This window comes from Quadrisphaera sp. KR29, assembly GCF_052644995.1.
The window spans coordinates 130,645-151,689 of record NZ_JBQXXG010000004.1 but is presented as its reverse complement, the minus strand read 5'-3'; the positions used below and the strand labels follow the sequence as shown (position 1 = coordinate 151,689).

Annotated in this window: 17 protein-coding genes and 2 tRNA genes; 8 read left to right on the top strand and 11 right to left on the bottom strand. The window is 76.4% G+C overall.

Annotated features, from left to right (window positions below; genetic code table 11):
* Position 1 precedes the first annotated feature (1 nt).
* Genes ACUN9U_RS05260 through pknB form a run of 6 tightly spaced genes read left to right on the top strand, consistent with a single transcriptional unit; the run spans position 2 to position 8,393 of the window.
* Positions 2-580: an FHA domain-containing protein FhaB/FipA gene (locus ACUN9U_RS05260; protein ID WP_445483870.1), complete on the top strand. Its 579-nt coding sequence runs from the start codon at positions 2-4 to the stop codon at positions 578-580.
* Positions 577-2,040, top strand: coding sequence for a PP2C family protein-serine/threonine phosphatase (locus ACUN9U_RS05255; protein ID WP_445483869.1), 1,464 nt, complete (start codon positions 577-579; stop codon positions 2,038-2,040). Before ACUN9U_RS05260 ends, ACUN9U_RS05255 begins: the two co-directional genes overlap by 4 nt.
* Before the next feature lie 50 nt (positions 2,041-2,090).
* Positions 2,091-3,410, top strand: a complete 1,320-nt coding sequence (locus ACUN9U_RS05250; protein WP_445483962.1) for an FtsW/RodA/SpoVE family cell cycle protein — start codon at positions 2,091-2,093, stop codon at positions 3,408-3,410.
* Positions 3,407-4,882 carry a peptidoglycan D,D-transpeptidase FtsI family protein gene (locus ACUN9U_RS05245; RefSeq protein WP_445483868.1) on the top strand — a complete coding sequence of 492 codons (1,476 nt, stop codon included), beginning with the start codon at positions 3,407-3,409 and terminating at the stop codon, positions 4,880-4,882. The genes ACUN9U_RS05250 and ACUN9U_RS05245 overlap by 4 nt, the downstream gene beginning before the upstream one ends.
* Positions 4,882-6,429 carry a protein kinase domain-containing protein gene (locus ACUN9U_RS05240; RefSeq protein ID WP_445483867.1) on the top strand — a complete coding sequence of 516 codons (1,548 nt, stop codon included), beginning with the start codon at positions 4,882-4,884 and terminating at the stop codon, positions 6,427-6,429. Before ACUN9U_RS05245 ends, ACUN9U_RS05240 begins: the two co-directional genes overlap by 1 nt.
* Positions 6,426-8,393: a Stk1 family PASTA domain-containing Ser/Thr kinase gene (gene pknB, locus ACUN9U_RS05235; protein WP_445483866.1), complete on the top strand. Its 1,968-nt coding sequence runs from the start codon at positions 6,426-6,428 to the stop codon at positions 8,391-8,393. The genes ACUN9U_RS05240 and pknB overlap by 4 nt, the downstream gene beginning before the upstream one ends.
* 10 nt (positions 8,394-8,403) lie before the next feature.
* Here pknB and ACUN9U_RS05230 read toward each other — a convergent pair whose 3' ends face one another.
* Together ACUN9U_RS05230 and ACUN9U_RS05225 are read right to left on the bottom strand one after the other, a co-directional pair.
* Complete coding sequence (locus ACUN9U_RS05230) at positions 8,404-9,060, bottom strand: aminodeoxychorismate/anthranilate synthase component II (RefSeq protein ID WP_445483865.1); 657 nt, start codon at positions 9,058-9,060, stop codon at positions 8,404-8,406.
* Positions 9,057-9,902, bottom strand: a complete 846-nt coding sequence (locus ACUN9U_RS05225; RefSeq protein WP_445483864.1) for a DUF881 domain-containing protein — start codon at positions 9,900-9,902, stop codon at positions 9,057-9,059. Before ACUN9U_RS05225 ends, ACUN9U_RS05230 begins: the two co-directional genes overlap by 4 nt.
* A 68-nt stretch (positions 9,903-9,970) precedes the next feature.
* Here ACUN9U_RS05225 and ACUN9U_RS05220 point away from each other — a divergent pair, with 68 nt between their 5' ends.
* On the top strand, positions 9,971-10,219 hold the full coding sequence (locus ACUN9U_RS05220) for a cell division protein CrgA (protein ID WP_445483863.1): 249 nt from the start codon (positions 9,971-9,973) through the stop codon (positions 10,217-10,219).
* A 28-nt stretch (positions 10,220-10,247) separates the two neighbouring features.
* Here the strand turns inward: ACUN9U_RS05220 and ACUN9U_RS05215 are convergent, their stop codons facing one another.
* Positions 10,248-11,108: a rhomboid family intramembrane serine protease gene (locus tag ACUN9U_RS05215; RefSeq protein WP_445483862.1), complete on the bottom strand. Its 861-nt coding sequence runs from the start codon at positions 11,106-11,108 to the stop codon at positions 10,248-10,250.
* Positions 11,109-11,126: 18 nt separating this feature from the next.
* On the bottom strand, positions 11,127-11,648 hold the full coding sequence (locus ACUN9U_RS05210) for a peptidylprolyl isomerase (protein ID WP_445483861.1): 522 nt from the start codon (positions 11,646-11,648) through the stop codon (positions 11,127-11,129).
* A gap of 110 nt (positions 11,649-11,758) precedes the next feature.
* Here ACUN9U_RS05210 and ACUN9U_RS05205 point away from each other — a divergent pair, with 110 nt between their 5' ends.
* Positions 11,759-12,967 carry a hypothetical protein gene (locus ACUN9U_RS05205; RefSeq protein ID WP_445483860.1) on the top strand — a complete coding sequence of 403 codons (1,209 nt, stop codon included), beginning with the start codon at positions 11,759-11,761 and terminating at the stop codon, positions 12,965-12,967.
* A gap of 65 nt (positions 12,968-13,032) precedes the next feature.
* Here the strand turns inward: ACUN9U_RS05205 and ACUN9U_RS05200 are convergent.
* The 7 genes from ACUN9U_RS05200 to recF form a co-directional block, all read right to left on the bottom strand.
* Positions 13,033-13,105: transfer RNA gene (locus ACUN9U_RS05200), tRNA-Ala, on the bottom strand.
* A 14-nt stretch (positions 13,106-13,119) separates the two neighbouring features.
* Positions 13,120-13,193, bottom strand: a tRNA-Ile gene (locus tag ACUN9U_RS05195).
* Between the two features lie 53 nt (positions 13,194-13,246).
* Complete coding sequence (locus ACUN9U_RS05190) at positions 13,247-13,807, bottom strand: DUF3566 domain-containing protein (protein ID WP_445483859.1); 561 nt, start codon at positions 13,805-13,807, stop codon at positions 13,247-13,249.
* A gap of 431 nt (positions 13,808-14,238) precedes the next feature.
* The gene (gene gyrA, locus ACUN9U_RS05185) at positions 14,239-16,833 is read right to left on the bottom strand and encodes a DNA gyrase subunit A (protein ID WP_445483858.1); all 2,595 of its coding nucleotides are present in this window, start codon (positions 16,831-16,833) and stop codon (positions 14,239-14,241) included.
* Positions 16,826-18,946, bottom strand: a complete 2,121-nt coding sequence (gene gyrB / locus ACUN9U_RS05180) for a DNA topoisomerase (ATP-hydrolyzing) subunit B (RefSeq protein ID WP_445483857.1) — start codon at positions 18,944-18,946, stop codon at positions 16,826-16,828. Before gyrB ends, gyrA begins: the two co-directional genes overlap by 8 nt.
* Before the next feature lie 213 nt (positions 18,947-19,159).
* Positions 19,160-19,789: a DUF721 domain-containing protein gene (locus ACUN9U_RS05175; protein WP_445483856.1), complete on the bottom strand. Its 630-nt coding sequence runs from the start codon at positions 19,787-19,789 to the stop codon at positions 19,160-19,162.
* A 1-nt stretch (position 19,790) separates the two neighbouring features.
* On the bottom strand, positions 19,791-21,035 hold the full coding sequence (recF, locus tag ACUN9U_RS05170; protein ID WP_445483855.1) for a DNA replication/repair protein RecF: 1,245 nt from the start codon (positions 21,033-21,035) through the stop codon (positions 19,791-19,793).
* Positions 21,036-21,045 lie beyond the last annotated feature (10 nt).

Below are 21,045 nucleotides of genomic sequence, written 5' to 3'. Positions count from 1 at the left end.
CGTGAGCCAGCTCACCGTCACCGTCCTGCAGCTGGGCCTGCTGGTGCTGCTCTGGCTGTTCGTGCTCGGCGTGGTCGCCGTGCTGCGCCGCGACCTGCACGGGCCGCGCGCCGCGCGCCAGGGGGCTCCCGCGCCGGCCGCCGCCCGCCCCGGCGGTGGCGACGCCGTCGTGCCCGCCCGCCCCGAGCCGAGCGCCGGCGCCCCTGCGGCTCCCCGGCCGCCTGCCCCGGCCCCGGCCCCGGCCCCGGCCCCGGCCCCGGCGGCCCAGCGCGCCCGCCTGCTGGTCGTGGTGGAGGGACCGCGCGCCGGCACGCGCCTGGAGCTGGGCTCCTCGCCGGTGCTGCTGGGCCGGGCCGAGGACTGCACCCTGGTCCTGGGTGACGACTACGCCTCCGGCCACCACGCCCGGCTCACCCCCTCGAGCACCGCACCGGGGGGCTGGGTCGTCGAGGACCTGGGCTCCACCAACGGCACCAGCGCGGGCCGGGGCTCGGCCACCACCCCCGTGCGCGGCGCGGTGCCGGTCGGCGCCGGCAGCGCGGTGCGCATCGGACGCACCACCCTGGAGCTGCGCGCATGAGCCTCGCCCTGCGGGCGGCAGCCCGCTCCGACGTCGGCCTGGTGCGCTCGAGCAACCAGGACTCCGGCTTCGCCGGCACCCGCTTCGTCGTCGTCGCCGACGGGATGGGGGGCCACGCCGGCGGCGACGTGGCCTCCGCCACCGCCGTGGCCGAGCTCATGGGACTGGACGACGAGGCGCACGGCGCGGAGGCGCCGCAGCGCCTGGCCGACGGCGTGGCCCGCGCCCAGGCCGCGCTGCTGCGCAGGGTGGCCGCCGAGCCGGCGCTGGCCGGCATGGGCACCACGGTCACCGCCCTGCTGCGCGCCGGGGAGCGCCTGGTGCTCGCGCACCTGGGCGACTCGCGCGGGTACCTCCTGCGCGGCGGTGAGCTGGTGCAGGTGACGCGCGACCACACCTTCGTGCAGCGCCTGGTCGACGAGGGCCGCATCACCGCCGAGGAGGCCGAGCACCACCCGCAGCGCAACGTCATCCTGCGCGTCCTGGGGGACGTGCAGTCCTCCCCCGAGCCGGACCTGTCGGTGCAGGAGGCCCGCGTCGGGGACCGCTGGCTGCTGTGCTCCGACGGCCTGCCGCGCGTGGTCTCCGACGAGACGATCGGGCGCACGCTCACCGGGGTGCCGGACGTGGGCCGGTGCGCCGAGGCCCTGGTGGAGCTGGCGCTGCGCGCCGGCGCGCCGGACAACGTCACCTGCGTGGTCGCCGACGTCGTCGAGGTCGACCAGGGCCAGCCGCCGGTCACCGCCCGCCAGGTGGTGGGCGCCGCCGGTGAGCGGCCCGACCCCGCCGAGCGCGACGTGCGGATCCCCACCAGCCCGGCGATGCGGGCCGCCGTGCTCGGTCGCGGCGCCCGCGGCGGCGCGGGGCCGGTCACGGCCCTCGCCGCCGGCAGCGGCACCGACCTCGCCGACCGGGCCGACCTCGCCCACGGCGCCCCGGACGGCTCCGGCTCGGGGCCGCCCGGGGCGGTGGCGGAGCGTCCCGACGAGCCGCCACCGCGCCCGGCGAGGGTGCGCTGGGGGCTGCGGGTCGGGGTGCTCCTCCTCGTGGCCCTCGTCCTCGGGGGCGGCGCCCTGGCCGGGTCGGCGTGGCTGGGGCGCCAGTACTTCGTCGCCGACGAGGACGGCGCCGTGGCCGTCTACCGCGGCCTGTCCCAGGACGTCGGCCCCGTGCACCTGTCGCGGGTCGTCGACGTCACCGACGTCCGCGTCGCCGACCTGCCGGCCATCTACCGGGACCAGGTCACCTCCGGCATGAGCGCTGACAGCCTCCCCGCGGCCGAGCAGATCGTCTCCCGGCTGCGGGAGGTCTCCCGCACCGGCGGCGCCACCAGCACCGGCCCCTCGGCCACCCAGGGCGCCACCCCTGGCGCCACCCCGACCGACCTGACCAGCGCGCTGCCGGGCGACCAGCCGGCCGCGACGGCCAGCCCGCCGCCGACGTCGGCGGTGGCCCCGTGAGGGCGCGCTGGGTCGAGCTGGGCCTGACCGCGGTGGCGGTCGGCCTGGCGATGGCCGCCTACGGCCTGGTCGGCGTGGCCACCGCCGGCGCGTGGCCCGCGGACCTGCTCGGCTACGGCGGCGGCCTGGGCGCGCTGGCCCTGGTGCTGCACCTGGCGGTGCGCTGGCGCGCTCCGCACGCCGACCCGCTGCTGGTGCCCGTCGCCATGGTGCTCAACGGCCTGGGGCTGGCGCTGATCCACCGGCTCGACGTGGCCGAGGACGCCGCCTTCGCCGAGCGCCAGCTCGCGTGGTCCGGGGTCGGGCTGCTGCTGGCCACCGCCGTCGTCGTGCTGCTCAAGGACCACCGCTGGCTGCGCCGGTACACCTTCACGGCCATGGTGGTCGGCCTGGTGCTGCTGGTCATGCCCCTGGTCCCCGGCCTGGGCCGCAACATCAACGGCGCCCAGATCTGGGTCCGCGTCGGCCCGGTCGGCTTCCAGCCCGGAGAGCTGGCCAAGATCGTGCTCACGGTCTTCTTCGCCGGCTACCTCGTCACCGCGCGCGACACGCTGTCGCTGGTCGGGCCCCGGGTCCTGGGCCTGCAGCTGCCGCGCCTGCGCGACCTCGGGCCCCTCGTGGTGGCCTGGCTCGCCAGCCTGGGCGTGCTCGTGCTCGAGCGGGACCTCGGGACGTCGCTGCTCTTCTTCGGGCTGTTCGTGGCGATGCTCTACGTGGCCACCCAGCGCGTCAGCTGGATCGCCATCGGCCTGGTGCTCTTCGCCGGCGGCGCCGTCTTCGCGTGGAGCATCTTCTCCCACGTGCAGGCCCGCGTGAGCGCCTGGCTCGACCCGTTCGACCCCGCCGTCTACGGCAAGGAGTTCGGCGGCAGCTACCAGCTGGTGCAGGGACTGTTCGGCTTCGCCCACGGCGGCCTGGTCGGCACCGGCATCGGCCAGGGGCGCCCCCAGATCGTCCCGGAGGCCGAGAGCGACTTCATCCTGGCCACCCTGGGCGAGGAGCTGGGCCTGACCGGCGTGCTCGCCGTGCTGGTGCTCTACCTCGTGCTCGTCGAGCGGGGCCTGCGCGTCGCCGTCACCGTGCGCGACGGCTTCGGCAAGCTCCTCGCCGGCGGCCTGGCCTTCGCCATCGGTCTGCAGTGCTTCGTGGTGGCCGGCGGCGTGCTGCGCGTCATCCCCCTGACCGGCCTGACCATGCCGTTCCTGGCCTACGGCGGCTCCAGCCTGGTGGCCAACTGGATGATCGTCGGGCTGCTGCTGCGGGTCTCCGACGCCGCGCGCCGGCCCGCCCCCGCCGTCCCCGAGCCCGAGGGCGCCCCCGTGGTGCCCGACGAGGCCGGCTCGGCCGCCACCCAGGTGGTGCGCCTGTGAACGCCCCGCTGCGCCGCCTGGCCGTGGTCGTCACGGCCATGTTCACCGCGCTCATGGTCGCCGCGACGTGGGTGCAGTACGTCGACGCCGGCCAGCTGCGCGCCGACGCGCGCAACTCCCGCACGCTGTACGACCAGCTGGGCCGCGAGCGCGGGCCGATCACCACGGCCGACGGCACCGTGATCGCCCGGTCGGTGCCCGTGGACGACCGGTACCGCTTTCAGCGCGAGTACCCGCAGGGCGCGCTGTACTCGGCGGTGACCGGCACCTACTCGGTGACGACGGGCCCCAGCGGCCTCGAGCGCGCCGAGGACGACTACCTCTCGGGCACCTCCGACAAGCTGTTCTACCGCCGCATCTCCGACCTGCTCACGGGCGCGGAGCCCGGGGGGGCCGTGGTGGAGACCACCCTGCGCGACGCGGTCCAGCAGGCCGCCGCCGACGGGCTGGGCGACCAGCAGGGCGCGGTGGTGGCCCTCGACCCGCGCACCGGCGAGGTGCTGGCGCTGTACTCCTCCCCCGGGTGGGACCCCGGCCAGCTCGCCGACCACGACACCGCGGCCGCCGCGCAGGCGCGCGCCTCGCTGACCGACGCCACCGGGAACCCGCTGGTGAGCAAGGCGACCGCGCAGACCTACCCGCCGGGGTCGACCTTCAAGATCATCACGACGGCGGCGGCCCTGGAGAGCGGCCAGTACGGCGCGGACAGCCTCCTGGACGGCCCCGCCGAGCTCGAGCTGCCGCAGACCTCCTCGACCCTGTCCAACGACGACGGCAGGCCGTGCGGCACCGACGGGCGCACGACCCTGGCCGACGCGCTGCGCGTCTCGTGCAACACCGCCTACGCCAACCTGGGCCTGGCCCTGGGCCAGGACGCGCTGCGCGAGCAGGCGCAGGCCTTCGGCTTCGACGCCGCCCTGGACGTCCCGACGCGGGTGGCGGCCAGCCGCTTCCCGGCCGACCTCAACCCGCCGCAGCTCGCCCAGTCGAGCATCGGCCAGTTCGACGTGGCGGCCACCCCGATGCAGATGGCCATGGTCGCCGCGGCGATCGCGAACGGTGGAGTGGTGATGCAGCCGAACCTGGTGCGCACGGTGAGGGGCCGGGACCTGGAGGTCCTGGACGCGCCGGGCCCCACCGAGCGCGGGCGCGCCGTGTCCGAGCAGACCGCGAGCACCCTGACCGCCATGATGGAGGGCGTGGTGCAGTCCGGGACCGGTCGCAGGGCGCAGATCCCCGGCGTCAGCGTCGCCGGGAAGACCGGCACCGCGCAGAACCGCGCGGGGGCCGCGCCGCACGCGTGGTTCACCGCCTTCGCGCCCGCGGACGACCCGCAGGTGGCCGTGGCGGTGTTCGTGGAGTCCGGCGGCAGCGCCGCGCAGGAGGCCTCCGGCGGCAGCGTCGCCGCACCGATCGCCAGGTCGGTCATCCAGGCCGCGCTGGCGGCCCCGGACGCGGGGAGCGCCGGCTGATGCGCGTCGACGCGGGCACCGTGCTGGGCAACCGCTACCTGCTCACCACGCCCATCGCCTCCGGCGGCATGGGCGAGGTCTGGGAGGCCCGCGACGAGCTGCTGGGGCGCACCGTGGCGGTCAAGGTGCTGCGCAGCGAGCTCGCCAGCGACCCCGGCTTCCTGGCCCGCTTCCGCACCGAGGCCCGCAACAGCGCGCGCCTGGCGCACCCCGCCATCGCCGCGACCTACGACTACGGCGAGTCCGACGGCAGCGCCTGGCTGGTCATGGAGCTGGTGCCCGGGGAGCCGCTGAGCGACCTGCTGGCCACCCAGCACTCGGTCGAGCCCCGCCGGGCCATGCGCATCATCGCCTCGGCCGCCTCCGGGCTGGCCGCCGCGCACGAGGCCGGGATCGTCCACCGCGACGTCAAGCCGGGCAACCTGCTCGTCACGCCCACCGGCGGGGTCAAGGTCACCGACTTCGGGATCGCCCGCGCGGCCGCCGAGGCGCCGCTGACCGCCACCGGCCAGGTGATGGGCACCGCCGCCTACCTCTCCCCCGAGCAGGCGACGGGCCGGCGGGACCTGACCCCGGCCGTCGACGTCTACGCCCTGGGGGTGGTGGCCCACGAGATGCTCGCGGGGCAGCGCCCGTTCACGGGCGACTCCCAGGTCGCGATCGCCCTGGCGCAGGTCAACGACGCCCCGCCCCCGCTGCCGGCCTCCGTGCCGGCCGGTGCCCGCGCGCTGGTCGACGCCTGCCTGGCCAAGGACCCCCGGGACCGCCCGCGCGACGCCAGCGTGGTCGCCCAGGTCGCCTCCCTGGCGGCCGACGGCGACGACGGGCGCGCCCAGCGCGTGCTGCGGGCCGGGCTGGGCACGGCCGGTGCGGCCGGTCTGACGGGTGCCTCCACGGTGGCGCTGCCCCCGACGGCCGACGCCACGCGGGCGATGCCGCCGTCCAGCGGTGACGAGACGGTGCCGTGGCCGGAGCCGGCGGCCCCCGCCACCCGCCGCTCCGCGCAGGCCGCCTACGCCGCGGGCGCCGCCGCCGCCGCGGGCGCGGCGGCCGGTGGCGCGCCCGCCACCGGGATGACCACCGGCCAGCACGGGGCCCCCGAGCCCACCGGGCAGCGCTCGGGGCGGGGCCGCATGACGGTGCCGCTGCTGGGGCTGCTCGCCGTGCTCGTCGTCGTCCTGGCCGCGCTGGTCTACCTCACCCAGCAGGGCGGCTCGGAGGCCGACCCGCAGAACACCCCGCTGCCCCTGAGCACGACCACACCGGCGTCCAGCCCGACCCCGGAGGTGACCACGGTCACCGAGACGCAGGGTCCCTCCCAGACCAGCGCGGCCCCCTCGGAGACCGAGCCCACCGAGGCCACGCAGGCGCCGACGGAGTCCGAGGCCCCGAGCGCCTCCGAGCCCGCCGCACCCAGCACCTCCGAGCCGGCCCCGTCGCCCTCGCAGCCCGCTCCCACCACCGGCGCGCCCGCCACGCCGAGCGCCACCGGCACCGCCGGCGGCGCCCCCGCGGGCGGCACCGTGCAGCAGGCGGACGGGGCGTGAGCGCGGCCCCCCGGGTGCTCGGAGACCGCTACGAGGTCTCCGAGCTGCTCGGGCGCGGCGGCATGGCCGAGGTCCACGCCGGGCGCGACCAGCGGCTGGGCCGCCGCGTGGCCATCAAGCTGCTGCGCTCGGACATGGCCCGCGACCCGGTCTTCCAGGCCCGGTTCCGCCGCGAGGCGCAGTCGACGGCGGGGCTCAACCACCCCGCGATCGTGGCGGTCTACGACACCGGCGAGGACGTCTCCACCGAGTCCGGGGGCGCCCAGGTCCGCACCCCGTACATCGTCATGGAGTACGTCGAGGGCCGCACCGTGCGCGACCTGCTCGACGAGGCCGGCGGCGCGGGCCTCGGCACCCAGCGCGCGGTGGAGATCACCGCGGGGGTGCTGACGGCGCTGCAGGCCGCCCACGACGCCGGGATCGTCCACCGCGACGTCAAGCCCGCCAACGTCATGGTGACGCCCTCGGGCGGCATCAAGGTGATGGACTTCGGCATCGCCCGCGCCGTGGCCGACTCCTCGGCGACCATGACCCAGACCAGCGCCGTCATCGGCACCGCGCAGTACCTCTCCCCCGAGCAGGCCCGCGGTGAGGTGGTCGACGCCCGCACCGACCTGTACTCCACCGGGTGCCTGCTCTACGAGCTGCTGACCGGCCGCCCGCCCTTCATCGGCGACTCCCCCGTGGCCGTGGCCTACCAGCACGTCGGGGAGCTGCCGACCCCGCCCAGCCAGCACAACCGCGCCGTCGACGACGAGCTCGACCGGGTGGTGCTCAAGGCCCTCGCCAAGCAGCGCGACGACCGCTACGCCGACGCCGAGGAGTTCCGCGAGGACCTGCTCGCCGCCGAGGCGGGGCACCCGGTGATGGCCCCGACCGTCGCCGTGGCCCACGCCGCGGCGACCCAGCACCTGCCCACCACCACCGAGGCGACCCGGGCCGTGGCCGCCGGCGGCTTCGTGAGCCGCCGCACGCGCACGGACCCCACCGGCCGCGCCGCAGCGGTGGACGCCCCGGCCACCGGCCAGTTCGCCGCGCAGCCACCGCCCCGGCGGGGCAGCCGCGCCCTCATGACCGCGCTGGTGCTGCTGCTGCTGGTGGTCCTCGGCCTCGTCGGCTGGCTGACCTGGCGCGCCTACCAGGAGTCCAGCATGGTCACCGTGCCGACGCTGGTCGGGGAGACCCAGCAGTCCGCGCAGGCGCGCCTGCAGGCGCTCGGCCTGAGCGCCGGTGAGGTCACCGAGCGGGAGGACGCCGCCGCGGCCGGCACGGTCATCGACTCCGACCCGCCGGCGGGGGAGCGCGTGGACGCGAAGTCCTCGGTGGCGCTGGTGGTCTCCAGCGGGCCCGCCGCGGTCTCCGTGCCCGACGTCACGGGGCGCACCGAGAGCCAGGCCAAGCAGGACCTGGAGGCCGAGGGCCTCCGGGAGGGCACGGTCTCCCCGCAGGACTCCCCGCTCCCGCAGGGCACGGTGATGTCGAGCGACCCGCCTGCCGGGACCCCGGTGCAGCCGGGCACGGCCGTCGACCTGGTCATCGCCTCGGGCCGCGTGGCCCTGACCGACCAGAGCGGCAGGAGCCAGGAGGCCGCCCAGGCGGCCCTGACCGAGCTGGGCCTGAGCCCGTCCTACACGGTGGAGCCCTCCGACGCGCCCGCGGGGCAGGTCATCCGGCAGAGCCCGGCCAGCGGGAGCGTCGCGGTCGGCAGCATCGTGCAGCTGGTCGTCTCCGGCGGGCCCACCGCCAGCCCCTCGCCCACCGAGCCGCCCACCGCGGCGCCGACCGAGGAGCCCGCCGACGGCGGCGGCGCCGAGCCCTCGCCCACCCCGACCCCCACCCCGACAGGCTCGCCGAGCGGCACCCCGACGCAGGGCACCACCCTGGCGCCCCAGGAGCCCGGCCAGGACCCGTCGACCGGTCCGCGGCAGGGCTCCCGGCAGGGGCCCGCCGAGGACGACGAGTAGCGGACGGGCGTCAGCGGGGCGCGCTGGAGCGCACGAGCGGGGCCATCCCCGCCGAGCGCTCCACCGCGCCGTCGTCCCCGCAGACCTCCAGCCAGTTGGCCAGCAGCCGGTGGCCGCCCTGGGTGAGCACCGACTCGGGGTGGAACTGCACGCCGTGCAGGGGCAGCTCGCGGTGCTGCAGCGCCATGACCACGCCCCCCGCGGTGCGGCCGGTCACCACGAGCTCGTCGGGGACGGTGTCGGCGACCACCGCCAGGGAGTGGTAGCGGGTGGCCGTGAACGGCTCGGGCAGGCCGTGCAGCACGCCCCGGCCGTCGTGGACGACCTCGCTGGTCTTGCCGTGCAGCAGCTCCTCGGCGTGGGTGACGGTGGCGCCGTAGACCTCGCCCAGGGCCTGGTGCCCCAGGCAGACGCCCAGCATCGGCGTGCCGGTGTCCGCGCAGCGGCGCACGAGGTCGGGGCTGGCGCCGGCCTCCTTCGGAGCGCCCGGCCCCGGGGAGAGCAGCACCCCGTCGGCGCCCTCGAGCGCGTCCTCGCGCGCCAGCGCGGGGTCGTCGTTGCGCAGGACGCGGCAGTCGGCGCCGAGCTGCTCCAGGTAGCCCACGATGGTCCACACGAAGCTGTCGTAGTTGTCGACGACGAGCACGCGGCCTCCGGTGGAGCTCATCGGGGAACCGTAGCGTGCGCGAGCTGCAGCGAGCCGTCCCAGCCGGGCACGCTGACCTCCTCCTGGCGCAGCTGCCAGCCGAGCCCGACGCGCGCGGCGTCGGCCAGGTAGGCGCGCACGGCCGGGGAGGAGTCGACAGCGGCCTGCAGCGCCTGGGGGTCCCCGACGGCCCTCACGGTGTACGGCGGGGCGTACAGGCGCCCCTGCAGCCGCAGGACGTTGCCGACGCAGCGGACCGCGGAGGTGGAGATGATCCGCTGGTCCTGCAGCCCCACCGCCGTGGCCCCGCCCGCCCACAGGGCGTTCACCACGGCCTGCAGGTCCTGCTGGTGGACGATGAGGACGTCCGCGGCCACGCCGCTGGCCCCCGCGGCGGCGGCGGTGTCGGCGGCGCGCGGGGCGTCGTCCAGTGTGATGACCAGGCCCGGCCCCTCGACGGGTTCGAGCCCCGCCGAGCCGGCGAGGGAGCCGGCCTGGGCCTGCAGGCGCTGGGCGACGGGGTCGTCGACCTCGCGCCCCAGCTGGGCCACCTCATCCTGCAGCACCGCCAGGCGGCGGTCGGCGCGGGCGACGTCGCGCTCCTGGGCCACGACCTGGCTGCGCAGGTCGCTCGTGCTGGCCCGCAGGTCGGTGCCGTCGGCGGTGCGGGCGCTGGTCGCGAACAGGGCGCCGGCGAGCACGAGGACGACGACGACGGCGGTGCTGCCCGCACCCAGGCGCCGCCAGCGCCGCCCGGCGGGGGTGGCGCCCGGCCGGTCCGCCGGGGTCCGGCCCGCGTGCAGCGGGGGCCCGGGCGGGCCAGGAGGCGGGTCCGGCGTCGCGCCCAGCGGTGCCTGCGTCACGGCTCGCCCTCCCCGCCCACTGCGGGCGACTACCCTCGGGCGCTGACAGCCCTGCTGGAGGAGGACCGGTGCCCGAGTCGAGGATACGTCGCCGCCGCGCGTGGACGGCGCCGCGCGAGAAGAGCGCCGGCCCCCGCCCGAGCCCGCGCTGGTGGGTGCCGGTGATGCTCGGCCTGATGCTGCTCGGCCTGGTCTGGATCGTCGTGTACTACCTCAGCGGGGCCACCTACCCCGTCCCGCAGCTCGGCCCGTGGAACCTCGGGGTCGGCTTCGGGGTGGTGCTGGTGGGCTTCGCCATGACCACGCGCTGGCGCTGAGCGCGGGCCCGGCCCGCCCGGGACGGGCTCACAGCAGCCCGGTGGCCGCCATCCGCGCGACGGCGGCCACGAGCAGCACCAGCGCCACCGCCGCGGCCCCGGCCACCTGGACGGGCGTCCGGGCGCGCCGGGGGGCGTAGGCGAAGGCCGCCCCCAGCGCCAGCCCCGTCACGAGCCCGCCGAGGTGGGCCTGCCAGGCGATGTTGGGCAGCACGAAGCCGATCGCCCCGTTGATGGCGATCAGCACGACGATCTGGCCGAAGCGCTGGTTGAGGCGCCGCTGGACCAGCACCAGGGCGCCGAAGAGCCCGAACACGGCGCCGGAGGCACCGACCGACAGGGTGTTCCACCCGCTGCTGGAGGGGCCGACGAGCAGCAGGGTCCCGACCGAGCCGCCGAGGGCGGAGAGCAGGTAGAGCGCCGCGAAGCGCGCCCTGCCGAACTGCTGCTCGAGGTAGGTGCCGAACAGCCACAGCGCGTACATGTTGAAGCCGATGTGGACGATCCCGCCGTGCAGGAAGGCGGCGGTCAGGAAGCGCCAGGGCTGTGCGGCGGCCGCCGCGGGCGCGAAGCCGTACCGGTAGGTGGTGGCCGGCGCCACGGTGGTCTGCAGCAGGTACACGGCCGCGCAGACCGCGATGATCGTCAGGGTCACCACCGGCCGGCCGCGGCGCAGCGTCGCGCCGAAGGCCGTCCTGGCCTGCCGGGTGCCGCGGGCGCCCTCGCGGACGCAGTCGACGCACTGGACCCCCACCGCTGCGGGGCGCTGGCACTCGGGGCAGGCCGGCCTCTCGCAGCGCTGGCAGCGGACGTAGGAGACCCGGTCGGGGTGGCGGGGGCAGACCGGGTCCTGCCCGGGGGCCTGGGGCCCCCAGGCAGGCTCGGTCACGGGCGGGTCACCCCGGGGTCAGGCGGTGATCTCGACCGACTCGAGCACCACGGGCTCGACGGGGCGGTCCATGGCGCCGGTGCGCACAGCGGCGATGGCGTCGACCACCTTGCGGCTCTCCTCGTCGGCGACCTCGCCGAAGATCGTGTGCTTGCCCTGCAGCCAGGTGGTCGGCGCCACGGTGATGAAGAACTGCGAGCCGTTGGTGCCCGAGCCGCCGCGCTTGCCGGCGTTGGCCATGGCCAGCAGGTAGGGCTTGGTGAAGGTCAGCTCGGGGTGGATCTCGTCGTCGAAGGTGTACCCGGGGCCGCCGGTGCCGTTGCCCACCGGGTCACCGCCCTGGACCATGAAGCCGGGGATCACGCGGTGGAAGGTGAGCCCGTCGAAGAACCTGTCGGTGCGCGTGGCGCCGGTCTGCGGGTCGGTCCACTCCTTCTCGCCCGTGGCCAGGCCGGTGAAGTTGGCCACCGTCTTGGGCGCGTGGTCGGGGAAGAGCACCACGCGGACGTCGCCGTGGTTGGTGTGCAGGGTCGCCTCCATGCCCCCATCCTCGCACCGGTGCGATCTCGCCCCCTCGCTGGGCGAGCGGGAGCCCCTCCCGGCAGGATGGGCGCCGACGGTCCGGGAGCCGGGCCCGGGAGGAGGAACGCGTGTTCGGGAGCAAGAACCGAGCGGAGCGGACCGCCGCGGCGGTCAGCCACGCCACCGAGGCGGCCGGGGCGACGCTCGCCGGCAAGGCCGAGAAGCACGCCGCGGCGGTCGCCGGCCAGCTCGCCGCGGCGGGCAGCGCCGCCAAGGGCGCCGGCCACACGGTGGCGGCCTCGGGCGCTGCGCTGCAGGCGGGTGCGCTGGGCAGCGCCTCGCGCATCGCCAAGAGCGCCGAGGAGTGGAGGAAGCAGGCCGGGCCGGCCGCCGCGCAGGCCCGCGAGGCCGCCGCCGCGTACGCCGGCCAGGCCCGGGGATGGGCCCAGCCCCGCGTGGAGGGTGCCTACCAGCGGGCCGTGCCGGTGGTGCTCGACGCCAAGGAGCGCAGCATCCGCGCCGCAGCCCCGCGCGTCGAGCACGCCGCGGAGTCGCTGGTCCCGCGGGTCGACAGCGCCCGCGACACCATCGTCGAGGACTGGCTGCCCCGCGCCGTCGCCGCCGTGAGCGCCGCCGCCGCGGCCGCTGCCGCCAAGGCGGGCGAGGCCACCGACGCCGCCGCCACGAGCACCACCAGCGGTCTGAAGCGGGTCAGCGGGAGCCCCCTCATCAGCGCGAAGGCGGCTCGCCGGGCCGCTCGGCGCCGTCGCACGCGCCGCTTCCTGGTCTTCACCACCATCGCCAGTGCCGCCGGCGCGGCCGGCTGGGCCGTGTGGAAGTCCCGCCAGCAGGCCGTGGTGGACCCGTGGGTGCCCGCCACGGCACCGGGCACGGGGGTCCAGACCGGTCCGGCCGACCACAGCCGCCTGTCCTCGGCGACCCCCGGCTCCTCCGGGTCCGCCGGGAGCTCCCTGGGCGCCGGCGGTGCTGCCAGCACGTCCTCCGACGTCGACACCCCGCCCGCCGACGGCGCCTCCTCGGGCCAGGGCGCGGCCTCGAAGGTGCGGGAGGCCGCTGAGAAGGCGGCCGGGAAGGCCCAGGAGGTCGTCGGGAAGGCGTCGGGCGGGTCCGACGGCGGTGGCTCGAAGGACTCCGCGTCCTCGAAGGCCGAGACCCAGCCGCCGACGCTCACCACCAGCGCCACCACCGCCGGGACCTCCGACGCGGTCCTCGGCGACGCGACGAAGAGCGCCGACACCCCCGAGGGCCCGGCCTCGACGTCGTCCACGACGCCCAAGCCGCAGGGCAGGCCCAAGCCGGGCGGCTCCGGCTCCTGAGGCAGCAGGACGGCGAGGGCCGGCCACCCGCTGGGTGGCCGGCCCTCGCCGTGTGTGTCTCCGAGTGGAGGCGAGGGGACTCGAACCCCTAACCCCCTGCATGCAAAGCAGGTGCGCTACCAGTTGCGCCACGCCCCCGGGGGCACGTCGGGTGGGCCTAACAGGACTTGAACCTGTGACCTCTTCCTTATCAGGGAAGCGCTCTGACCAACTGAGCTATAGGCCCGGACCGGGGCGCACGCGCACCCGGGTGGAACGAGGTTACCGCACGCCCGCGGCTCAGTCGTCGCTGAGGGTCAGCCGGACACCGCCGACCAGGCCGCTGGCCAGGTTGTACAGCAGGGCCCCCAGGGTGCTGATGAGGGTCAGCAGCACCACGTCGACCACGGCGAGGAAGACGGTCACCGACAGCACGCGCGAGAGGCTCAGCAGGTCGGCGAGCCGGAACTCGCTCTCGCTGCCGACCACGTCGCTGATGACGCTGTCGAGCTGGGAGAAGACCCCCATGCCGTTGAGGACCGACCACAGCACGGTGACGGCGACGACGGCGATGATGCCCAGCGCCACGGACAGCAGGAAGGCCAGGCGGGCGACGGACCAGAGGCTGACGCGGGACAGGCTCAGCCGGACCCGGCGCGGGGCGTCGGCTGCGGGCGCCGGGGCCGCGTGCCCCGCCTCCGGGTGCTCGGCCGCCCGAGCCGCGCTCGCCTGTCCGGCCGGGCGCGCCGCCGCGGGCGCCGCGCTGCCTGCTGACCCGGTCGACCCGGCCGCCGGGGTGCGGGAGGACCCCGGCAGCGGTGCCGTCGCCGCCGACGACGGCCTGGCGGTGCCCCGCTGCACCGCCGCGGCCTGCCCCGCCGCGGAGCCGGACGACCCCGGCGCGGCGACTGCGGGAGCGGGTCCCGGCCGGGACGCGCCCGGCCGCGGAGTCCCGCTCTGGCCGCTGGACGGGGACGGCGTCCTGGTCGGCGCCGCACCGGTCGGGGTCGTGCTGGCCGGTGCTGCGCTGGTCGGGGTCGTGGCAGGGCCAGCCGCACCCGAGGGCGATGGCCCCGGGCGGCCGGGCTGACCGGGGCGCGGGCCGTTGCCGAGCGTGCCCCCCGCCCCGGTCCCCGCTGACGCGGCCGCGGCGGGCCGGGCGGCGGCCGGGCGCTGGCCCGCGGGGCGCTGCCCCGCCGCGGACGCGCCCGGCGCTGGGCCGGACGGCGCCGCGGACGCGGGCCGTCCGGGGCTGCCCGCGGAGTCTCGGGCGTCAGTCTTCTCCGACGGGCTCACGCCCCACCTCCGGGCTCAGGCTCAGGCCCGCCCGACGGTACGGCATCCGGGCCGTCCCCGCCGGGAGCCGCGCCCGGAGCCGGCTCCTCGCCGACCTCCTCCTCAGCGGCGCGCTCGGCGTTGCGCGCCACCAGGAGGATCTGGTCCCCGGCGTCGACCCGGGCGAAGCTCACACCCATCGTGTCCCGCCCGGTGGCCCGGACCTCGGCGGCGCGGCTGCGAACGACCTTGCCGCTGGCCATGACCACGAGCACCTCGTCGTCGTCGCGCACGAGCAGGGCGCCCGCGAGGTCCCCGCCGCGCTCGGAGGGCTTGGCCACCCTGACCCCGAAGCCGCCGCGGCCCTGCACGCGGTACTGGTCCACCGCGGTCCGCTTGGCCGTGCCGGAGGCGAAGACCACGAAGACGTCGGCGGTGGTGTCGTCGCGCACCGCGTCCATGGCGAGGAGCTCGTCGCCGTCGCGGAAGCGCATGCCGGTCACGCCCGAGGTGGCCCGCCCCATCGGGCGCAGCGCGTCGTCGGAGGCGGTGAAGCGCACCGACTGGCCCTGGCGGGAGACCAGGAGCAGGTCGTCCTCGTCACCCACGAGGCGCGCCGAGACGAGCTCGTCGCCGTCGCGCAGGTTGATCGCCACCACGCCGCCGGAGCGGGGCGAGTCGTACTCGACCAGGCGGGTCTTCTTGACCAGGCCGCTGCGCGTGGCCAGCACCAGGAACGGCGCCTGGGCGTAGTCGCGCAGGTCCAGCACCTGGGCGATGGTCTCCCCCGGCTGGAAGGCGAGCAGGTTGGCGACGTGCTGGCCGCGCGCGTCGCGCCCGCCCTCGGGCAGCTCGTGCGCCTTGGCCCGGTAGACCCGCCCGAAGTTGGTGAAGAACAGCAGCCAGTGGTGCGTGGTGGTGGTGAAGAAGGTGCTGACCAGGTCGTCCGCGCGCAGGGCGGCACCGCGCACGCCCTTGCCGCCGCGCCGCTGGGCGCGGTAGGCGTCCACGCGGGTGCGCTTGGCGTAGCCCCCGGCCGTGATCGTGACGACCACGTCCTCCTCGGGGATGAGGTCCTCCACGCTCATGTCGCCCTCGAAGGGCACGATGCGCGTGCGGCGGTCGTCGCCGTACTTGGCGACGATCTCCCCCAGCTCCTCCCCGACGATGGTCCGCTGGCGGGCCGGGCGGGCGAGGATGTCCTCGTAGTCGGTGATCAGCGCGACGAGGGCGTCGTGCTCGTCGGTGATGCGCTGGCGCTCCAGGGCCGCCAGGCGGCGCAGCTGCATCTCGAGGATGGCGTTGGCCTGGACCTCGTCGATGTCCAGCAGCCCCATGAGGCCGGTGCGGGCGTCCTCGGTGGTGGCCGAGGCCCGGATGAGGGCGATGACCGCGTCGAGGGCGTCCAGGGCCTTGAGCTGGCCGATGAGGATGTGCGCCCGCTGCTGCGCGCGGCGCAGGCGGAACTGCGTGCGCCGGACGACGACCTCGAGCTGGTGGGTGATCCAGTGCGAGACGAACGCGTGGAGCGGCAGCGTGCGGGGCACCCCGTCGACCAGCGCGAGCATGTTCGCGCTGAAGTTCTCCTGCAGCGGCGTGTGCTTGTAGAGGTTGTTCAGCACCACCTTCGCCACGGCGTCGCGCTTGAGCACCACCACGAGGCGCTGCCCGGTCTTGCCCGACGTCTCGTCGCGCACGTCGGCGATGCCGGCGATCCGGCCGGTGTTGGCCAGCTCCGCGATCTTCGTCGCGAGGTTGTCGGGGTTCACCTGGTAGGGCAGCTCGGTGACGACCAGGCACTGGCGGTTCTGGATCTCCTCCACCGCCACCACCGCGCGCATGGGCACGCTGCCGCGCCCCGTGCGGTACATGTCCTCGATGCCCGCGCGGCCCAGCACGGTGGCGGCCGTCGGGAAGTCCGGCCCCTGGATGCGCGCCATCAGCGCGGCCAGCAGCTCCTCCTCGTCGGCGTCGGGGTGCTCCAGCGCCCACTGCACGCCGTCGGCCACCTCGCGCAGGTTGTGCGGCGGGATGTTGGTGGCCATGCCCACGGCGATGCCCGCGGACCCGTTGACCAGGAGGTTGGGGAAGCGCGAGGGCAGGACGTCGGGCTCGAGCTCGCGCCCGTCGTAGTTGGGCGAGAAGTCGACGGTCTCCTCGTCGATGTCCCGCACCATCTCCAGCGCCAGCGGGGCCATGCGGCACTCGGTGTACCGCGGCGCGGCCGCGGGGTCGTTGCCCGGGGAGCCGAAGTTCCCCTGGCCCGCGACCAGCGGGTAGCGCAGCGACCAGTCCTGCGCCAGGCGCACCAGGGCGTCGTAGATGGCCGTGTCGCCGTGGGGGTGGTAGTTCCCCATGACGTCACCGACCACGCGGGCGCACTTGGAGTACGGGCGGTCGGGGCGGTAGCCGCCGTCCCACATCGCGTACAGCACGCGCCGGTGCACGGGCTTGAGGCCGTCGCGCACGTCGGGCAGGGCCCGGCTCACGATGACGCTCATCGCGTAGTCGAGGTAGGACCGCTGCATCTCCAGCTGCAGGTCGACCTGCTCGATGCGGTCGCCCCCGGACGAGGCGGCGGCGGGCACGGTGCCGGTGGGCGGCTCAGACATCGAGGAACCTCACGTCGTGGGCGTTGCGCTGGATGAAGGAGCGCCGCGAGTCGACGTCCTCCCCCATGAGCACCGCGAAGATGGCGTCGGCGGCGGCGGCGTCGTCGAGGGTGACCTGGCGCAGGGTGCGGTGGGCGCGGTCCATCGTGGTCAGGGCCAGCTCGTCCCAGTTCATCTCGCCCAGGCCCTTGTAGCGCTGGACGGCGCCCTCCTTGGGCAGGCGGCCCCCGTTCGCCGTGCCGTCGGCGACCACCGCGTCGCGCTCGCGGTCGGAGAAGACGAAGTCGTGCTCGCGGTTGGACCACTTCACCCGGTACAGCGGCGGCTGCGCCAGGTACACGTGCCCCGCCTCGACCAGCGGCCGCATGTAGCGGAACAGCAGCGTCAGCAGCAGCGTGGTGATGTGCTGGCCGTCGACGTCGGCGTCGGCCATGAGCACGATCTTGTGGTACCTCAGCTTGGAGAGGTCGAACTCCTCCCCGATGCCGGTGCCGAAGGCCGTGATGAGCGCCTGGACCTCCTGGTTGCCCAGCGCCTTGTCGAGGCGGGCCTTCTCGACGTTGAGGATCTTGCCGCGGATGGGCAGGATCGCCTGCGTCTCGGGGTCGCGGCCGCGCACGGCGGAGCCGCCGGCGGAGTCGCCCTCGACGATGAAGACCTCGCAGCGGGTCGGGTCGTTGGACTGGCAGTCCTTGAGCTTGCCGGGCAGGCCGACGCCGTCCATGAGGCCCTTGCGGCGCGTGGCCTCGCGGGCCTTGCGGGCCGCCAGGCGCGCCTGGGAGGCGCTGATGGCCTTGCGGACCACCGCGCGCGCCTCGTTGGGGTTCCTCTCGAGCCAGTCGGAGAGGTTCTCGGTCATGCGGTTCTGGACGAAGCCCTTGACCTCGGTGTTGCCGAGCTTGGTCTTGGTCTGGCCCTCGAACTGCGGCTCGCCGAGCTTGACCGACACGACGGCGGTGAGGCCCTCGCGCACGTCGTCGCCGGTGAGGTTGTCGTCCTTCTCCTTGAGCAGGCCGTTGGCGCGCGCGTAGCGGTTGACCAGCGCGGTCAGCGCGGCGCGGAAGCCCTCCTCGTGCGTGCCGCCCTCGTGGGTGTTGATGACGTTGGCGTAGGTGTGGACGGACTCGGAGTAGGCCGTCGTCCACTGCATCGCGATCTCGAGCGACATGCCGCGGTCGGCGTCCTCGGCGTCGAAGGCGATGACCGAGTCGTGGACGGCCTCGGAGCGCTTCTGGGCGTTGAGGTGCCTGACGTAGTCGATGAGCCCGCCGTCGTAGCGGTACGTGACCGAGCGGGCCTTGACGGACTCGTCGTAGTCCTCGCCCTCCTCGGTCGTGGTGGGCCGCTCGTCGGTGAGCCGCAGCTCCAGGCCCCGGTTGAGGAAGGCGTACTGCTGCAGGCGGGCCCGGAGCGTCTCGTAGTCGAAGACGACCGTCTCGAAGGTCTCCTCGCTGGGCCAGAAGGTCACCGTGGTGCCGGTGGTGGTGGCCTCCTCGCCCTTCGCCAGGGGGGCCTCGGGCACGCCGTGGCGGTAGGCCTGCCGCCAGACGTGGCCCTTCTGGCGCACCTCGACCTCGACGCGGCGGGACAGGGCGTTGACGACCGAGATGCCCACCCCGTGCAGGCCGCCGGAGACCGCGTACCCGCCGCCGCCGAACTTGCCGCCGGCGTGCAGCACGGTGAGCACCACCTCGACGGCGGGCTTGCCCTCCGACGGCATGACGTCGACGGGGATGCCGCGGCCGTCGTCGGCGACGCGGACGCCGCCGTCGGCCAGGAGCGTCACGTCGATGGCGGTGGCGTGCCCCGCGAGGGCCTCGTCGACGGAGTTGTCGACAACCTCCCACACGAGGTGGTGCAGGCCGCGCTCGCCGGTGGAGCCGATGTACATGCCGGGCCGCTTGCGGACCGCCTCCAGGCCCTCGAGGACCTGGATGTTGCTGGCGTCGTACGTGGGGGACGACGGTGCCGGGCCGCTGCTGCGGTGGTGCTCCTCCGGCTGCTCGGCCAGGGGCTGCTGGAGAGCCTCGGGCACGGGAACGTCGTCGTTGTGGGCGTCGGCCACGGTCCTCCTCGTGCAGTCGCGCGCCCAGGGGCGCGCGTGGAGCTCCATCCTACGGGGAGGGTCCGACACCGCGTCGCGGGACGCGCTCGCCGCCGACCGCAGGACCCCCAGCGAGGCCCGTGGACGCCCCGCTGCGCCCCGAACGCACCACCGGTGGTCCCCCGGGTCCGCCCCGGTCCTGCGAGGGCCGCTGCGCGCCGATGCGCCGCTCCGGTCCCGGGGCGCCCCGCCGGCGAGCGGGCCGCGGCGGCGGCGGGCGCCTCAGCCGTAGGTGTCGCGCGGGCCGCGGCCGCCCGCGGAGCGGCTGCCCGCGCGCCACGAGGGACCGGCGGGCCCGCGCACCACGAGCCGGGTCACCACGCCCTCCCCGAGCTCCTCGCCCAGGCGCCGCAGCACGGTGGCCGTGAGCAGGCGCACCTGCGTGGCCCAGGCCGTGGAGTCGGCCCGCACCACCAGCTCCCCCTCGGCGAAGGCCTCCGGCTGGCAGTGGGCGGCGACCTCGGCGCCCACGACGTCGGACCAGCGGCCCATCACCCCGCCCACGGCCACCGGCGTCCTCCAGCCGCGCTCGCTCACCAGGCGCCCGATGCTCGCGCTGACGGTCTGCGGGTCCCTGGCGTCGGGCCGCGCGCCGCTGCCCCCGCCCGTCCCGCGCCGGACCCCGCCCGCGCCGCCGCCAGGACCGGCGGCACCCCCCGCCCCGCTGCGGCCGGGGGGCGGCAGCGAGCCCGGCCTGCCGGGGCGCGCACCGCGGGCGCGCGCCGCGGCGCGCGCCCGGTGCAGGGCGGTCGCGGCGGCGTCGGGCAGCTCCTCGGGGGCGGGCGGGGCGTCGGGGTCGACGGGCCGGCCGGCGGGGGGCCCGTCGGCCGGGCCGGGGGGCGGGCCCGGCACGTCAGCCCTCCACGGTCCCGGCCCGCACCTGCAGGCGCCGGCCCGCGAGCTCGCCGGGCACGTCCTCGGCGACGGCGGCGGTCACGAGCACCTGCTCGGCCGGGGCCACCAGGGAGGCCAGCCGCTGGCGCCGGCCCGCGTCGAGCTCGGCGAAGACGTCGTCCAGGACGAGCACCGGCTCGCTGGCGGGGTCCCTGGGGCCGTCGCCGCACAGGAGCTCGTACAGGCCGAGCCGCAGCGCCAGCGCGTAGGACCAGGACTCCCCGTGGCTGGCGTACCCGCGCGCCGGCAGGCCCGACAGCTCCAGCAGCAGGTCGTCGCGCTGCGGCCCCACCAGCGAGGTCCCCCGCTCGAGCTCCTCGGTGCGCAGCTGCGCCATCTGCTCCAGCAGCGCCTGCGCCAGGTCGGCGCGCGGCGGCAGCTCCGCGTCTCCGGCCAGGTCGAGGTCGGCCAGCAGCGGCAGCGTGCTGCGGTAGGACAGCCGGACGGGTCCCGCCCCGTCGCCGCCCGTCCCGCTGACCGAGGCGTAGGCGCGGGCGACGTGCGGGTGCAGCCGGCGCACCAGGAGCAGCCGGGCGGCGAGCAGCTCGGCGCCTGCGGTCGCCAGGTGGGTGTCCCAGACGTCCAGGGTGGCCGCCTCCGCGGCGGCCGCGTCCTCCCAGCCGGACTCGCGCGCGGCCAGCGCGGCCCGCTCGCGCGCCCGGGAGGACCCGCCCAGGCGACCGCCGCGGCGGGAGGCGGCGGCCTGGCGCAGCAGGGCGCTCCGCTGCTTGAGCACCCTGTCCAGGTCCGAGCGGACCCCGGCCAGGCGGGGCGCGAGCGCCACCAGCGCCTCGTCCATGAACCGCCGCCGGCCCTCCGGGTCGCCCTTGACCAGGGCGAGGTCCTCGGGGGCGAACAGGACCGTGCGCAGCGACCCCAGCACCTCGCGGGGGCGCTGCAGCGGGGCGCGGTTCAGCCGGGCGCGGTTGGCGCGCCCCGGGGAGATCTCGACCTCCACGAGGGTCGAGCGGCCCGCCCTGTCCACGGCGGCGCGGACCACGGCCCGCTCGGCGCCGGCGCGCACCAGCGGGGCGTCGGTCGCGGCGCGGTGGCTGCCCAGGGTCGCCACGTAGCCGACGGCCTCGACCAGGTTGGTCTTGCCCTGCCCGTTGGGCCCGACCAGGGCGGTCGGGCCCGGGCCGAGCTCGACCTCCGCGGCCTCGTAGTTGCGGAAGTCGACCAGGGACAGGTGCGTGACGTGCACCCGTCCCGCC

Excerpts from the sequence above, each read along its gene's own strand:
- gyrB (WP_445483857.1), bottom strand. The coding sequence starts at position 18,946 with ATGGAGCTCCACGCGCGCCCCTGGGCGCGCGACTGCACGAGGAGGACC.
- ACUN9U_RS05230 (WP_445483865.1), bottom strand. The coding sequence starts at position 9,060 with ATGAGCTCCACCGGAGGCCGCGTGCTCGTCGTCGACAACTACGACAGC.
- gyrA (WP_445483858.1), bottom strand. The coding sequence starts at position 16,833 with ATGTCTGAGCCGCCCACCGGCACCGTGCCCGCCGCCGCCTCGTCCGGG.
- ACUN9U_RS05210 (WP_445483861.1), bottom strand. The coding sequence starts at position 11,648 with ATGGAGGCGACCCTGCACACCAACCACGGCGACGTCCGCGTGGTGCTC.
- ACUN9U_RS05240 (WP_445483867.1), top strand. The coding sequence starts at position 4,882 with ATGCGCGTCGACGCGGGCACCGTGCTGGGCAACCGCTACCTGCTCACC.
- ACUN9U_RS05250 (WP_445483962.1), top strand. The coding sequence starts at position 2,091 with ATGGCCGCCTACGGCCTGGTCGGCGTGGCCACCGCCGGCGCGTGGCCC.
- ACUN9U_RS05255 (WP_445483869.1), top strand. The coding sequence starts at position 577 with ATGAGCCTCGCCCTGCGGGCGGCAGCCCGCTCCGACGTCGGCCTGGTG.